Source organism: Clostridium cadaveris (assembly GCF_020911725.1).
In the GTDB taxonomy this organism is placed as follows: Bacteria; Bacillota; Clostridia; order Clostridiales; family Clostridiaceae; genus Clostridium_X; species Clostridium_X cadaveris.
In genome coordinates this window covers 1192390-1208659 of sequence record NZ_CP076620.1, presented here as the reverse complement: position 1 = coordinate 1208659, position 16270 = coordinate 1192390, and the positions used below count along the sequence as shown (strand labels likewise).

Annotated in this window: 14 protein-coding genes; 4 read left to right on the top strand and 10 right to left on the bottom strand. The window is 29.9% G+C overall.

The window, feature by feature from the left end:
- Positions 1 to 31: 31 nt before the first annotated feature.
- Both KQH81_RS05545 and KQH81_RS05540 read right to left on the bottom strand, forming a co-directional pair.
- Complete coding sequence (locus tag KQH81_RS05545) at positions 32 to 1744, bottom strand: S41 family peptidase (protein ID WP_099336239.1); 1713 nt, start codon at positions 1742 to 1744, stop codon at positions 32 to 34.
- 172 nt (positions 1745 to 1916) lie between these two features.
- Positions 1917 to 2333 (bottom strand): hypothetical protein, encoded by a 417-nt coding sequence (locus KQH81_RS05540; RefSeq protein WP_099336240.1) that lies wholly within the window; start codon positions 2331 to 2333, stop codon positions 1917 to 1919.
- Positions 2334 to 2547: 214 nt separating this feature from the next.
- On the opposite strand from KQH81_RS05540, the gene KQH81_RS05535 reads away from it, so the two are divergent.
- Both KQH81_RS05535 and KQH81_RS05530 read left to right on the top strand, forming a co-directional pair.
- Positions 2548 to 2970, top strand: coding sequence for a MarR family transcriptional regulator (locus KQH81_RS05535; protein ID WP_027639651.1), 423 nt, complete (start codon positions 2548 to 2550; stop codon positions 2968 to 2970).
- Between the two features lie 19 nt (positions 2971 to 2989).
- The gene (locus KQH81_RS05530) at positions 2990 to 3829 is read left to right on the top strand and encodes a DegV family protein (RefSeq protein WP_230029058.1); all 840 of its coding nucleotides are present in this window, start codon (positions 2990 to 2992) and stop codon (positions 3827 to 3829) included.
- Between the two features lie 166 nt (positions 3830 to 3995).
- Here KQH81_RS05530 and KQH81_RS05525 read toward each other — a convergent pair whose 3' ends face one another.
- From KQH81_RS05525 to greA, 3 genes are all read right to left on the bottom strand, one after another.
- The gene (locus tag KQH81_RS05525) at positions 3996 to 4262 is read right to left on the bottom strand and encodes an ATP cone domain-containing protein (RefSeq protein WP_027639649.1); all 267 of its coding nucleotides are present in this window, start codon (positions 4260 to 4262) and stop codon (positions 3996 to 3998) included.
- A gap of 78 nt (positions 4263 to 4340) precedes the next feature.
- Positions 4341 to 4979, bottom strand: coding sequence for a YczE/YyaS/YitT family protein (locus KQH81_RS05520; protein WP_027639648.1), 639 nt, complete (start codon positions 4977 to 4979; stop codon positions 4341 to 4343).
- A 128-nt stretch (positions 4980 to 5107) separates the two neighbouring features.
- Positions 5108 to 5572, bottom strand: coding sequence for a transcription elongation factor GreA (gene greA / locus KQH81_RS05515; protein ID WP_099336241.1), 465 nt, complete (start codon positions 5570 to 5572; stop codon positions 5108 to 5110).
- A 178-nt stretch (positions 5573 to 5750) separates the two neighbouring features.
- Between greA and KQH81_RS05510 the strand changes: the two genes are divergently transcribed.
- Positions 5751 to 7547: a WG repeat-containing protein gene (locus KQH81_RS05510; protein WP_178311436.1), complete on the top strand. Its 1797-nt coding sequence runs from the start codon at positions 5751 to 5753 to the stop codon at positions 7545 to 7547.
- Between the two features lie 203 nt (positions 7548 to 7750).
- The gene (aspD, locus tag KQH81_RS05505; protein ID WP_230029057.1) at positions 7751 to 9385 is read left to right on the top strand and encodes an aspartate 4-decarboxylase; all 1635 of its coding nucleotides are present in this window, start codon (positions 7751 to 7753) and stop codon (positions 9383 to 9385) included.
- 67 nt (positions 9386 to 9452) lie between these two features.
- On the opposite strand, the gene KQH81_RS05500 is transcribed toward aspD, so the two are convergent.
- The 5 genes from KQH81_RS05500 to KQH81_RS05480 form a co-directional block, all read right to left on the bottom strand.
- On the bottom strand, positions 9453 to 10358 hold the full coding sequence (locus tag KQH81_RS05500) for a putative ABC transporter permease (RefSeq protein WP_207654106.1): 906 nt from the start codon (positions 10356 to 10358) through the stop codon (positions 9453 to 9455).
- A 48-nt stretch (positions 10359 to 10406) separates the two neighbouring features.
- Positions 10407 to 10943, bottom strand: a complete 537-nt coding sequence (locus KQH81_RS05495; protein ID WP_206153036.1) for an HD domain-containing protein — start codon at positions 10941 to 10943, stop codon at positions 10407 to 10409.
- Between the two features lie 197 nt (positions 10944 to 11140).
- On the bottom strand, positions 11141 to 13333 hold the full coding sequence (locus tag KQH81_RS05490) for an extracellular solute-binding protein (RefSeq protein ID WP_099336244.1): 2193 nt from the start codon (positions 13331 to 13333) through the stop codon (positions 11141 to 11143).
- Between the two features lie 156 nt (positions 13334 to 13489).
- Positions 13490 to 15235 (bottom strand): ABC transporter permease, encoded by a 1746-nt coding sequence (locus KQH81_RS05485; protein ID WP_230029056.1) that lies wholly within the window; start codon positions 15233 to 15235, stop codon positions 13490 to 13492.
- 22 nt (positions 15236 to 15257) lie between these two features.
- Positions 15258 to 16262 (bottom strand): ABC transporter ATP-binding protein, encoded by a 1005-nt coding sequence (locus KQH81_RS05480; protein WP_027639641.1) that lies wholly within the window; start codon positions 16260 to 16262, stop codon positions 15258 to 15260.
- Positions 16263 to 16270: the final 8 nt, after the last annotated feature.

Genomic DNA, 16270 nt, shown 5'->3' with positions numbered 1-16270 from the left:
CACTTTAAAGTAACCAATTTACCAATAGTTCTTATTCTTTTATAAGATCTATTGATTTTTCTAGGAGCTCATCTCGTCCTTCTCTTATCCCCTCTATGGTAGGCTTAATATAAACATCTGGTGTTAACCCTACTCTCTGAGTTTCTGATCCATCTGGATTATACACTCCAAGTCCTGTCATAACCGTAGTTATACCTCCTGGAAGCTTAAAATAAGCTACATCACCATCCGCACCAATAGTATTTTCCCCTATAACTAGAGAATTAGGAGAATTTCTAAAAGACATAGTTGTAAACTCTGCATTACTTTGAGTGCATTCATTATTTATTATTATAACTTCACCTTTGTAATAATCCTTATTATCCTTTCCTGATTTTTGATCTTCCATGAATATAAATTCTCCAGGTATTGCTCTATTAGGCATGGTTATTCTTGCAAATACCTCTTCCTGAGGAAGCAGATATTCCGCTAAGCTTTTGGTTATAAAATCTGATGGATAGTATCTCAAATCAATTATAAGCCCTTTAGTATTCATGAACTCTGTCATAATTTTATCTATCTCACCTTTTTTCAAAAGTCCTGGATTTATATATCCTATATTTCCATCTATAAGTTTATGTGACTCTCCGCTAAATTTAAACATATCTATATTGTGACATTTTACTTCTTTATCGAATATTTCTCCATCTCTATCTATTGTTATCATTAGGGATTCTTTATTTGTTCCGAATAGTTTTGTCTGAAAGTTGTTAACTAAGACTTCGTCTCTCGAACGTGCTATATATTTAGATTTCTCTTTTATTAAATCAAATATGTCTCTGCCATCAACTTTTAAGATTATATCTCCAGGTTCAAGGTTACATTCCATTTTATATTTCTCAATTTTTTCAGTAACAATTATTTTTTCTTGAACAACTGCAAACCTAACTGGAATTGTATTTCTTCCAAAATAATCAAATAAAACTTTTCTTTCATCCATAAGCGAAGCATGGGAATCATGAATTCTCGCAGTTAATTCAGCTACTGTGAGCTTATAACTTAGTTCATCATCACAGTTTAAGAATTTAGGTATAAATTCATTTAAGACTTCATTCCAGTCTTCTCCCATAACATCTCTATAAGGGTTATAATATTGAATTATGTTCCAATATCTAAAAAGACTTAAAAGTTTAAAACCATCATCATCATATTTCATATCCGGATAGGCTTCTTCCATATCAAAATTAGACTTTACAGCCTCATGCTTATAATTTACATAACCTTTCTCCCTCTCAGTTATATAAGTTTTTGAAAGATTCACCATGAGAGAGCTTAAGTCTTCTCCTAAATACTTTTTATCTTCTATCCAGTCTGTATCAGCCTTTACTTTAATCTCCTTAGAATCATCATAGTTTCCTTTTTGAAATTCTCCTAGGTTATTTATCCATGTATACAATACCTCATTTACTTCATTAGTATTTTCAGCTTTCAGAATCTTAGGCATAACTCTAAATAGTTCATAATCCCAATTCACTGATCCATCCACTATCTTAGGATGATAATATTTTGTAAAACCCCATATCTTACAGAGCTTATTTAATTTTTCCGTATCTTCATTATTTAAAGCTTCAATTTTTATATTACTTCCTTTATTAAATTCTTTATCCCATATTCTTTTGGGCTTAGCAAGCATTGTTGGAACCTTTAAAAAAATAATTAATATAATTAGACAAACTAATATTTTAACCCAAAATTTATTCTTCATATAAATCTCCTCCCGACTTACATAGTTACCAAATTTATCATTTACATCATTATAACATATGTTTTTTTTTTTGTCTCCTTATATCTTGTAAAAAAACATAAGGTAACCATAAATTATTTAATCACTACAACACAAAAGCATGGATATATTAAAACATCCATGCTTCTGCATTCTAAATATTATGTGGCGCAAATCCAGTGATAGTTAAAGTTGCCCAGTCACCTTCTGATTCATCATTCCATACATATTCAATATCAAGTTCTCTAAGCCATGCATTAAGTCCATTGGCTTCTTTTGAAACATTGGGATACGTTCTTCCAAAAGTCTCTCTTATCTTATCAAGAAGTCCCTTCTGTTCAGCTTTATCTAACTCTCTGTCTAACAACTTTCTCATAAATTCACAACATTCAAGATAATTTTTGTTATCATTATAATAAAGCTCATCTGCCAAAGTTTGTCTTTTGCTATTTAAGCTCTTTCTAACTTCCTCTATTTCTTCCTTATTGGATAGGTATTTAGATGCAACTCTTAATGCATCTATCTCTCTATCTAATTTTTTAATTGACTTTTCTAATTTTAAACTTTCCATATAACTTCTCACTTATCATAAAATATTTTGACCATACAGGACAATAAATTTATTGTATCACTAATCACCACCTTTTGTAATCTTCTTAATTATTATGCTCATCTTTCATAATCTTAAATCTCAGTTGACAAATTCCTAAGTTAAGTATATTATTAAAATAATTTAATTAAAAAATTTTAATTAAATTATTTTAATTAGTGGGGGATGTTTTATCATGTTAGATAAAAGTTTTGAGCATTTATATTTGATATTTAGAACTAAATATTATAAAAAGGTGCTTCAAGATACAAGTTTAAAAGATAATGGACTTAATACTACAGAGAATTTCTATGCAGAAATAATATTTCTACTGAACCACCCAACTATATCTGAATTTGCAAACTACTTAAATATATCTCTTCCTAATGCTAACTATAAGATAAATAGTCTTGCTAAAAAGGGCTATGTGAAAAAAATCATGTCTCCTGACGATAGAAGAGAAATCAGATTAGAATTAACAAATAAATTCACTGATTATTATGGTTTAAATGATGAAGATAATTCCATGATGCTAGACAAGATAAAGGAGAACTTTACCGAAGAAGAAGTAAATAAGCTTGATGAAATGATCAACAAAATAATCAAACTAATTGAATAAGAAAGAGAGATGATCATAAATGATAAGAATAGTAACAGATTCAGCAGCAGATATAACTTATGAAGAGGCAAAAAAACTTAATATTGAAATTGCTCCTCTCAAAATATCCTTTAAAGATAAAGTTTATATACAAGATATAGATTTAAGTTTTGATGAGTTCTATGAAAAACTTAAAAATGCGGATGAATTTCCTTTCACAAGTCAGCCATCACCAAATGATTTCTTAAACATATTTAATGATGCAAAAAAATGCAAAGACAGCGTTGTATATATAGGAATATCTAGTAAGCTTAGCGGAACACTTCAATCAGCTCATATAGCAAAAGAAACTTGTGAGTATGACGATATCTATCTTATAGATTCCTTTCAGGCAGTGGTTGGACTCCGTATACTTGTTGAATACGCTGTAAAGCTTAGAGATGAAGGAAAGACAGCTCTTGAAATTTACGAGATAATATCAGAGGCACGTACACGAATTGATTTATGGGCTATGGTTGATACTTTAAAATACTTATATAAAGGCGGAAGATTGTCAAAAGGTGCTGCTGTGGTAGGTTCAATGATACAAATAAAACCAGTAATAACACTTAAAGATGGAGCTATAGAAGTTATAGATAAAGCTCGTGGCCTTAATGGAGGAATAAAATCAATTTTAAATTTCATGGATAATTCTACAGGTATTGATCCTGTTATGCCTGTATATTATGGATATACATATATAGGTGAAAACTGTGATAAGTTAAAAGTAAAAGCTGATGAAAAATATGGATTAACAGACACAAAGTCTTATCCTATAGGCGGAGTTATAGGAACTCACATAGGTCCTGGAGCTATAGTTGTAGCATATATTAGAAAGTAAATTCTATAATATAGGGATGTCATATTAGTAATTAAAATTTACTAATGCGACATCCCCTTTTATGTTACTTGTACTGTTTATGAAATTTTTAAATTTGCATCTTTAACTGCTCTTAAATAAATGTTCTTCTTAATACGTATGTGTATTTTTTGAATCTACTCTTCTCCTATATTAAATTTAAATAACTAGGAATTATTATATCAAATTTATCCTCTTTTAAAACATTTACTGTAACTCCAATAATTTCATAACTACTTGTTTTTCCATCAGCTCCATGTATCATTGTAATCTTCTTTAAAACACTTCTAGATATTAGTTTAAGGTCTGACTTATTAAGCTCTAGTTTTATATCTCTTGCTGAATTTTCAATGCTTCTTTCTAGTTTCTCTAATTGAAAACTTTCTTCTCTATGATCTTTTTTTACTACTTTCACCTGAAAATCACGCCCTTTTTAATTTATTATACCATAATTATACAAGTTTAATATTACAATTATTTATTTATAATTTCTCTACTTAAAAAAACCCAAACTTTCTACAATAGATTTATGATTTACCTCTTCCGGATTGAAATTTCTAAATTTAAATACAGTCTGAAGGCTATAACCTAAAAATAGTGCAGATATAAAAGTTCCCATCCCTACTTTACCGCCTAAAAAATATCCTATAATTAGTACCATTACTTCCATACTTGATCTTACATATTTTATTGGTTTGTTTAGCTTTATGCTCAAGGCAACCATAACCCCATCTCTAGGTCCGCAACCCAATCCACATCCCATGTAAAAATAACATCCAAACCCCATTATAAGCATCCCAATTATCATCATTATAATACCCATAAAAACACTAGATGCTTTTGGAATTATATCTATATATATTATTATATCTATAAACTGTCCTATTAAAATCATATTTAGTATAGTTCCAAAACCTAGTTTCTGACCAAATAACATTCCTAAAAATACGAACAATATTCCTATCAATATGCTTGCTTGTCCTATAGTTATTCCCGTTAAAATAGATAATCCTTGATGGAAAACATCCCATGGAGATAACCCCAAATTAGAGTTTAACATAAACACTGTAGAGCTTGAACATAGTATAAATCCAAAAATCAATCTAGCAAAAATTACCAGTTTTCCCTTCATATCTTTTCTCCCTTTTATGTACATTTCACTTTAATTATACATTATTGTTCGAAACTATTCATTATAATATAATATTTTTGCATAAATAAACTCCATAGCTATATGCATATGAAGTTTATTTATATTATTTATAATATTTCTAGTATCTCTACACTATATTTTGCAGCTGGAGCATTTACTTCAACTATATCATGAACTTTTTTACCATATAATGCTTTTCCTAAATCTGATTCTATGCTTATATGCATATTTTCAGGGTCCAAATCTAAAGTTGTAACTAAAGTTACTTCATCTTCATCATCATCTTCTACAAATCTTATTCTAGCCTTGCTATTAACCCCAAGAACAGATTTATCATTCTTATTGTCCTCTATAACAGTTGCTGTTGAGATCATAGTCATTAAGTACTGGATTCTATTATCATTTTCTCTATAATTTGCGCAAGCTTCCTTATACTCTGCATTTTCCGATCTATCTCCATGAGCTGCAGCAATCATCTTTTCTTTTGCTATCTCCGCTCTTTTAACTGTCATTCTATATTCTAATTCTTCTTTTAATTTTTTTATATTTTCTTCAGTTAATGCATTATTCATAAAAACTAACCCTCCACTAAAATATACTATAACTAATATTATATAATATCTAAAAAAAATTTAAAGATTAAATCTGCTCTTATTATAAACATAAAATATTCATATTTGTAAATTTATGTCCACCATTATTCTATGCCGCATATATTGATTAGTAGTAATAATTTGATGGAGATTTAATATGAGTTCAAAAAGACATGAAAAATCAAGCTCTACTAAAGATAATCACAAACTAGAACCCAAACTGTTTCCAGCATTAAAAAATACAAGTAACGGCTCTTTTTATGGCTATATTAATCTTGCAGGAAAGATGATAATTTATCCTAAGTTTTCAAGAGCTTATGACTTTAATTCTGAGAATCTAGCCATAGTATATTACAACAATAAGGCTGGTTTAATAAATACAGAAGGTGAGTTTGTTCTAACTCCTATTTATGATGAAATAAATGATTTTAAAGAAATGAGAGCTATATTCAATATGGATAATTATATGGGGGTAATGAATGAAAAGGGGAAGATTCTTACTAAGAAAAAATACAGCTTTATTTCCGATTACAGCAATGAAATGGCTCTAGTTTCAAATATTTCATCAGATTACAGCTCAAAATATGGTTATATTGATATGGATGGTAATGAGGTTATATCACCCCAATACTTATCAGCTGATAACTTTAAAGAAGATTCAGCCTTAGTAAAATTAAATAATAATCTCTATGCTTTAATAGATAAAAAAGGACATGTTGTCCAAAGCTATAATTATCCTTATGTTGCCTTATATGGAGATGGACTTATGGTATTTTCTAATACCTTAGAAGGGCCTTATGGTTTCATCAATAAGAAAGGACATGTTGTAATTAAACCGACTTTCACTGAAGCTCAAGGCTTTAAAAACAATATGGCAATAGTGAGTGAGTCTTCTGATTTTAATGGTCCTTATGGTGTCATAGATTTAACAGGTAAGTACATCTTTCAGCCTTTATTCAGCGATATAAAAATTCTAGGAGAAGATAGAGTTGCCCTTGGAATGGGAATAGGTGAAGATAAATATGCTCAAAGAAGCATCTATGCCATCGGAGATAACAAAGGAAATATATTATCACCATTTATATACCTTGAGGTTGGAAATTTTGAAAATGGTCTATCCTATGTTTCAGATAATGAATATACTTTTTTTATAGATAAATCTGGCTCTCAAGTGAGATCTCTACCTTCTGTAACAGGCAACGGTACACTTTCTCTAAAAAACAATATAATTTACGCTAATATAGACTATTCTCCTTACTATCTAGACAAAGCCGGTAAAATAATATACAAACCTAATGATGTAATTCCTTTAAGTCAAAACTATAGTGTATTAAAAGAAAAATATAAGCCTAATATCAACTATCTAATATACTATCCCTCAGTATACGGTATGAAGAATAGAAAATCTCAAAATTCTGTAAATATAAAATTTAAAAAAATGTCTTATTTCATTCCTTATGGAAAAGATGGGAATCCTCAAGACTCATTAATAAGCAAAACTGATGTATTGGATTATGATTATACAGGAAATTTTGATATACAATATTATAAAAAAGATTTGCTAATTCTGAATATGATGGGATATTACTATCCTTTAGGTGCTGCTCATGGAATGCCATCAATGAAAACTCCAAGTATAGATTTAGTCACAGGTAAATTCTATACTTTAGGCGATTTATTTATGGGCGGAGTTTACTGGACTTCTGAATTAGATAAGATAATAGAAAAAATCATTGAAACAGATCCTGAATATTCATACGTATTTAAAGGATCTTTCAAAGGCATAAATATGAATCAGGATTTTTATGTAGATGATAACAATCTATACATTTATTTTCCACCTTACGAAATAGGTCCATATTCTGCTGGATTTATAACTTTTAAAATTCCTTTTGCTCAAATAAATAATATGATAAATAAAAAAGGAGATTTCTATAATTCATTTCATTATTAATCTTCAGAAAGTAACTATATTAAAGTGATTTTATAATAATCGTATTTAATATAGTTATTTTTTATAATTTTTTATGTAATTTTTTTATTATGTTTTGTACACATTAAGATAATAGGAAATACTATTCTTACTGTTTTGAGTTATGTACTAATACTTTTCTTCGCTTAGATAAAATAAAATTTATTTTCAGGAGGATAATAACTATGACAAGTTCTTATGAAAAATTCAAAAAACTTATAGAAGAAGTAAAATATCTTAGTCCTTTTGAGTTAAAAGATAAACTTATAAGCCTTGCAACAGACCACGAAATGAAAGGAGTAGAGATATTCCTTAATGCAGGCAGAGGAAACCCTAACTGGACTGCCTCTACTCCAAGAGATGCATTCTTTACGCTAGGACACTTTGCAGTTTCAGAAACTAAGAGAGTGTGGAATGACGGTGATTTAGCTGGTATGCCAGAAAAAGAAGGTATTGCTGATAGATTTGAAGATTATTGTTTAACTCACAAAAAGGCCCCGGGCTTAAACTTACTTATGGAAATAGTAAAATACGGAATTGAAAAATATAAGTTTGATCCAGATGCTTGGTTATTTGAATTAGTAGATGGAATTATCGGTGACAATTACCCTGTGCCTGACCGCATGCTTATACATATAGAAAAAGTAGTTCATGATTACTTAATTAGAGAAATGGGCGGAGTTATTTCTGAAAATCCAACTCACGATTTATTTGCTGTAGAAGGCGGCACTGCTGCAATGTGCTATATTTTTGACTCTCTTATGGCAAATCATCTATTAGAAAAGGAATCTAATATTGCGTTAATGGTTCCAATTTTCACTCCATATTTAGAGATTCCTCATTTATCAAGATATGAATTTAATGTTACTGAAATCCATGCTTCAAAATTAGATAAAGATGGTCGTCATAGTTGGCAATACCCTAAAGAAGAACTCGACAAACTTGCCGACCCAAACATCAAACTTTTATGTGTAGTTAATCCCAGCAATCCTCCATCAGTAGCTATAGATGATGAATCTATGGATTATATTAAAAATATAGTTAAAGAAAAAAATCCTAATTTAATGATAGTAACAGACGATGTTTATGGTACTTTTACAAATAACTTTAAATCCTTTATGGTTACTATACCCTATAATACTCTTGGTGTTTACTCCTTCTCTAAATACTTTGGAGTTACAGGATGGAGACTTGGTGTCATAGCATTATCAAAGGAAAATATATTTAACAAATTAATCTCCGAACTTCCCAAAGAAGCTAAAGACGATTTGATAGACAGATATAGCTCTCTTACTACTAACCCTGAAGAAATTACATTTATAGATAGAATTGTTGCTGATAGTAGACAGGTAGCATTAAATCACACTGCTGGATTGTCTACTCCTCAACAAGTTCAAATGGCTATATTTTCAATGTTCGCCTTATTAGATAGCAATGATACTTACAAACAACAAACAAAAGATATATGCTTTAGACGTAAAAAAATGGTATATAACAACCTAACAGGCCTACCAATGAAGGAAAAAGACCCATATTCAGCTTCATACTACAATGAATACGATATGCTGGTCTGGGCTAGATTATCTTATGGTGAAGAATTTGCACAATACCTTCAAAAAAACCGTGATCCGCTTGAATTCTTATTCGAACTAGCAGAAAAATACCATATAGTTTTATTAAATTGCGGAGGCTTTAATGGACCTAAGTGGTCTATACGTATATCTTTTGCAAATCTATATGATGATCAATATGCTGAAATAGGCAAAGCTATAAATGAATTATTTGCTCAATACGCAGAAGATTGGAAAAACTCCAAGTAGAAATCTTTGACATTTAACTGAAAACTAAACATTATAAAAAATTGCTACAAAAATTTGTAGCAATTTTTTATATTTTTCTCTTTATAGCTTCCTTTAGCTTTTCTAAAGTTTCACTATACTTAGTAGATTTAAAATGTGGAAAAGTTTTAAGAATATGCTTTTCTTGATAGTTTAGTTTCTTTACCAATGCTTTTATGTACTCATTTGATTTGTTATTTTTAATATTCTCTTCAATTGACTTTTTCACTTTGTCAGCATAAGCTGCTGATCCCTCAAAAGATTCTTCGAGAACTTTTCTAACTTCACCAGCTTTAGGTATTGTTTCTTGAATAATTTTCTTTATTTCGCCAGCCTTAGGTATTGTTTCTTCGATAGTCTTCTTCACCTCTTCAGCACGGTCAATGGATTCCTTTATAAAGGTATTAATCTCAATTTGAGCTTGATGTAATTTTTCATTAAATTTAACTATATTAATTACAGTAATCACAAAATCTATCATTATAAGTACACTTAAAGCTAAAGTTATATTCACTCTGATATATGTAGGAATTTTATATGTCCACTCAACTATGTATGGATGTACAATCTTGATTAGAAAAACAGAAAAAAGTCCAAATACTACTGCTCCAATCAAACAAATTCTACCCTTTATGTTAAACTTTCTTGGTGTATAATCCCACCATCTCGCATGAAACAGTTTTTCAAGAACCCAAGATGTTATATATTCAATAGTACATGCAAGCAATGCACCTAATAAAAATATAGTTATAATATTAGTTTGTGATCTAAGACATACTATCATGGCAATAGCCCCCGAACCATAAATAGGACAGTATGGCCCATTTAGAAAACCTCTATTAATCAACTTCCTTTCATCTACAGAGCATAATATACTTTCATACACCCATCCCACAAAACTATAAAATAAAAACCAAAGAATATAATTATACAAAGTTATCATTTCGCTACTCATTTCAACCTCTTCTCCTTAAATATATTAACATTAATCAAAATACGCTTTCTAGCTAAGGTTTATCCATTTAATATATAATTTTCTATATGGATCAGTTTTAAAAGTCTCATAAATAGAACATCCCTTGTCTACAATGCACACAATAATGCTTTCCTTATATCGTGGCGGTACTATTGTTAATGGAAACATATGCCTTATTATAATATCCTTTTCAACACAATTTACATGATAATCCCGACATGCATTCATATATGCTTTTTTAGGATGAAAAAATCCATGTAATCTATGGGATGAGTCCTTTTCATGCCAATCATATAGAAAATAATCATGAAGTAACGAACCTACTATAAGGCTCTTTTTATCACATTTTGCATGTAAAATCTGCATCAAAACTAAACTATAATAGCTTACGGCAATACTATGAAGCAAACAAGATGTATTTCCATGCTGTATGAATTCATGAGATTTTAATAATAATGTATTGGATCGTATGATATTAAACTGTTCTTCAAAAATTTTTTCTTCTTCGTCTTTTAAAGAAAATAATTTATCTTTTTTTCTAAATATATTATTACGTAGTATCACTTAAATCCTCCATATCTGCATATATAAAACTTTATTATTTACTTCCTTTTCTCTTTGTTTATTATGCTCCATTTACTTCCATTATTCAAGTGAAGTCCTTAGGTTTATAAAAAAAATTCCATTTTCTTAATTTTTGTAAATTAATTAAATGGAATTCTTAATATTTATTTTTAATAACTTTTAATTTAAAGTTATAGTTAAATGCTCTTAGAATTAAATAATTTGTCTACTTCAAGCTGAGCTTCTTTTAAAGCATCATTTATGTTTACAACTCCTAGCGTTGTAGAGCGAATTGCCTTTCCTATAATTTCTTCAAACTTATATTCGTCAAACTTAGAGTTATCATCACATTGAAATCTGCTTCCTATTCTAAAACCTTCTTCCATTCCTTCAATCCAAGGATAGAGCTCTAGAATATCTATCTTATCAAGTAGCCTTTCATTGTTAATGTAACCTCCAAGATAAGTTATTATTGAGACTATCTTGTCTCTATAAATCCACTTCAAAAATTCATAACATTCAGCTTCTTTTTTCGTATCCTTTGAAATCCCTATTACTCCTCCGCCTAAAAGAGGCTGCTTTCCTGGAACTTGGGCAAAACCTATTTTCCCTATAACCTTAGAGTCAGGATTATGCAGTATATTAGCTGCATGATTTGAGAAAAATACATTCATTGCAATCTTCCCCTTTGAAAACTGCTCTATAGGATTTACCCACCATAAATTTGTGTAACCATCTGCATATTTATTTGCTTCAATATAATTTAACATAGCTTTTTTCATTATAGGAGTGTCTATATTGACCCTATGATTTTCATCAAAAATGCTTCCTTTCATAGCTTTAAACTGAGGCATAAAATCACATGCAGCTGCAACAGGAGCACCAAAAACTTGGGATACCCCAAACTCTGTTGGTGAATTAGCATTGAATTTTCTTGTAAAGAATTTTGCTACTTCCATATATTCTTTATAGTTTTCAGGCACGTCAAGCTGCCTTTTATACGTCTCATAAAATTCCCTCTTTATAAGAGCATCTTCAAACAAATCTTTCCTATAATATAGCATCTGAACACTAGGATCAAAAGGTAGTGTATATGTGATTCCGTTAACAGAAAAATAGTCTTCAGGAATACTCTTTGAAAATGATTTTTTTATATCCTTGATGACTTCATTTTCAATATTAAGAGGCATAAATAAGTTCTCATTAAATTGTGAAAGCCATACTACGTCCATTCTTAAAATATCATATATAGGATGATCTACATTATCCTTTACACTTCCATAAAGTTCATCATATGGCATATCTATCAATTTAACTTTAATTCCTGTTTCCATTGTAAAGCTCGGTATGAGTTTCTTTAAAGCAGCACAAGTAGGACTTTTAAGCATAAGAACCTTTAATTCTTCATCTTTCTTTGCTATTTTTTTAGAAACAGGCATATAAAATCCATCATTGTTTAAAATCATTTTATCAGAAAACACAGTTTTTTTCTTTTCATTCTCAAATAAAATATCATTTGCTATCATGCGTCCCATAAGCTTATAATTCATTTCATATTTAAAAACCTTTGGAACGGGCCCTATAGAAGAACTTGCAAGAGTATATACTGCTGGCATTTTCTTTTCTGGATTAAATTCTTTTATAGCCTTAAAGTAATCGACATTTTCGATATTAGTGGTTATTATAGCATCATATTCTTTTTCAGAAAACATTATATCGAAAGCTACATTAAATCCCATTGAGTCATCAGCTCTAAAAACATCGTAAGGTATTCCTCTTTGCTCCATTTCATCCACGGCACTCTGCATAAACTGCTTATTTTCCGTAAATCTAGTATCTCCACAAAAAAATGCTACATTATCTGGTTTATTTTTTATACATAATTTTGCAATATCATGTCCTGCCTTTATAAAGTCAAAGGATATAAATTTTGATTTCTTTGGTAATTTCTCCACCATGCGTTCTACAAAATAGAATTTTACTTCTGAATTTCTATTTATAATGGTGTTTTTTTTCATAGAGCTCACTATAACTACTGCCTTAGGGTTAAAAGCTAAAACTTTTTCTAAAATTTGTTCCTCTTCATGAATTAAATTATTGGTACAAAATACATCGACCTCATGTCTTTCTGAAATAAGTACATTATTTAGACTCATATAAAGATCATTGTATCTCTTCAAATAAATTCCAGGAATAATTACAGCAACTCTATTTGATTGTGAAGCTCTAAGTTGTTTAGCTTGAGCATTTAAAGTAAACCCTAATTCTTTAGCTGCATTTTCTACTAATTTTATTTTCTCTACACTTACATTCCCACGTTTATTTAAAACGTTTGAGACAGTTCCATGAGAAACACCAGCTAATTTTGCAATATCTTTTATCGTTGCCATACGCCACTTCCTTCTATGATACACATATATTTTTTAAAACAAAAAAATTTAAATATGTGCACAGTAACAAGCACACATATTTAAATTTTATATCATTAAATCTAACATTTCAATAAACTTCATTTTTAAGTATCTATATAACCTTATAATTTTGCTTTATACTGCTTTTTCTCTTTTACGGAAAACATTCTTTATCTTTTCTATTCCCTCTCCTTGAGTAAGCCAAAGAGCAAAAGAAGATATTATCATAAGCACACATGAATATACAAAAGCCATAGCTTGAGCATTTGTTGTAGCTGTCTCATCGCTGGCTGCTTTGATTACTATACCAAGTGGTTGAAGAAACGGATTATATAAGAATACTGATAAATCGTAATCCGACAACATGCTATTAAAGTTAAGTACAATTACTGATAATACAACAGGAAGTATTACTGGTATTATTACCTTAACCATTGTATAAAAAGTATTTGCTCCCATACATTTTGCGGCTTCTTCTAAATTATCATCTAATCCAAAGAAAGCAGCCCTTATCATTCTATATGAAAACGGTAATTTTACAACTACATAAGCTATAAGCATTATAACATATGAACCTATAAGAACTTTATTTCCTATAATCCATTTAGGTGAATCATAAGTTACCATAAGTCCTAAAGCAATAAGTGTGCTAGGAAGCAGCCATGGTATAAGTACACTGCCTTCTAAAACAGCATCTATCTTTTTCTTGGACTTATGAACAAATTTTGCTACAATTATTGAAATTATTGCAACAATAACCGCTGCCACTAAAGAGTAAATAAAACTCACTAAATAGGGTTGAAATGCACTCTGCTGCGTGAATAGAGTCTTATAATTCTCTAATGTAAATGAGTTTAGAGATAAGGTTCCTGTTTTAATTGCAAGAGAATCTGAAAATGAAAATAATACAACTAATGTTATAGGTGCCATGTAAATCACCCATAAAAACCATGCTATAACATGAGCTAAAACATTCATTATAGGATTATTTATTTTCTGCTTAGTAAGTTTAGCTTTTGTCTTTGAAACCGAAATATAGTTTCCACCTTTTTCAACCTTAGTTAAAATTGCAAGTAATATTATAGTTGCTATTCCTAAAATAATTGCAAGAAGTGCTGCAAGCTCTCTAGAATATGAGCTTTTGGCAAAAGTCATAATCATAGGGTTTATTGTCTGAAAATCAGTTCCTCCTACTATAAGGGGTGCTGACATAGCTCCAAGTCCAGTTAAGAATGTCAGTATTGTTATAGCAAAAAGTGTTGGCTTTAACGTAGGAAGTACCACCTTAAAGAATATCTGACTACCCTTTGCCCCCATATTTTTTGCCGCTTCAATAGTGTGATAATCAAGACTTCTAACTGCATTAGTCAAAAACATCATATGGTTAGATGTACATGCAAAAGTCATTATAAAAATTACTGCCATATATCCTTGGAACCATTCCATATTCATGGTCGGAAATATATTAACTAAAAATTTAGTAAGAATCCCATTAGATCCGTAAATAAACTTATATCCTGTTACTAAAACAACTCCTCCATATACTAATGAAGTCATATATCCTGCCTTAAGTATTTTAGAGCCCTTTATATCGAAATACTCTGTGAAAAGTACGACTAAGGTTCCTACTATATTTACAGTGAATATCATTGATATAGCTAAGATAAAACTGTTCATAAGACTTTTAAGAGCTCTCTCAGATTTCATTATCTTGTCAAAAGCATCTACAGAAAATTCTCCATTTTTAAAGAAAGTCGATATTAATAAATTTACATTAGGGTAAATTACAAATGCAATAATTAACCAAACAAGAATAAGCTTGACAATTAATGACCCAATATTGATCTCTTTTCTTTTAATCTTTTCAATCATATTTGCCATAATATATTCATTCCTTTCTCAATTAAAATTGCATAATATCTTTTGGATTCACATATATGGCAATAGATTTACCAATATCGTGGAAACCGCTTCCATCATTCTTCTCAAGGAATTTTATAGTCTCTCCAAGAACTTCTATAGTATATTTAGTTAGTATTCCATTGTATTCATAATCTTTTACCACTGCATTTAGCTCGATAAAACCTAATTTCTTATCTGTAAGTAGTCTTTCTATACGTACAAAAGCCGTCTTAGACTCATCAAATTTTTTCTCTGACTCTATATTTATATACTTTAAAATCTCTCTTCCTAATCTATTTATATCACCTATAAAATCGCATACAAATTCCGATGCTGAATTGTTATATATTTCATACGGAGTTCCCACTTGTTCTATAAAACCATTATTAAATACAGCTATTCTATCCGATAAAGTAAGAGCTTCTTCTTGGTCATGAGTTACATAAAGAGTTGTTATTCCTAAATTCTTTTGAAGCCTTTTAAGTTCTCCCCTAAGCCCTACTCTAAGTTTTGCATCTAAGTTAGAAAGAGGTTCATCAAGGCATAAGATTTTAGGTTCTAATACAATTGCACGTGCTAGTGCAACTCTTTGCTGCTGTCCTCCTGAAAGTTCTGAAACATTTCTAAAAAGCTGAGTTTCATTGATTTCAATCTTTTTCGCAACTTCATATACTTTCTTTTTGATTTCATCTTTTGAAAGTTTCTTGACTTTTAAACCAAATGCTATATTATCATAGACAGTCATAGTTGGAAATAAAGCATAGCTTTGAAACACCATTCCTATCTCCCTTTTCTCTACTGGCTTATCTGTTATATCAACATCATCCACAATTATCTTACCTGCACTTGGAGTTAGAAAACCAACCAAAGAACGAAGAGTTGTTGTTTTACCGCATCCTGATGGACCTAAGAATGTAAAAAACTCTCCTTCTTTAATTTGTAAATTTAAATCTTTTATAGCTATAAAATTACCGTATTTAATTTCTATATTCTTAAATTCAATCATGGTTACAT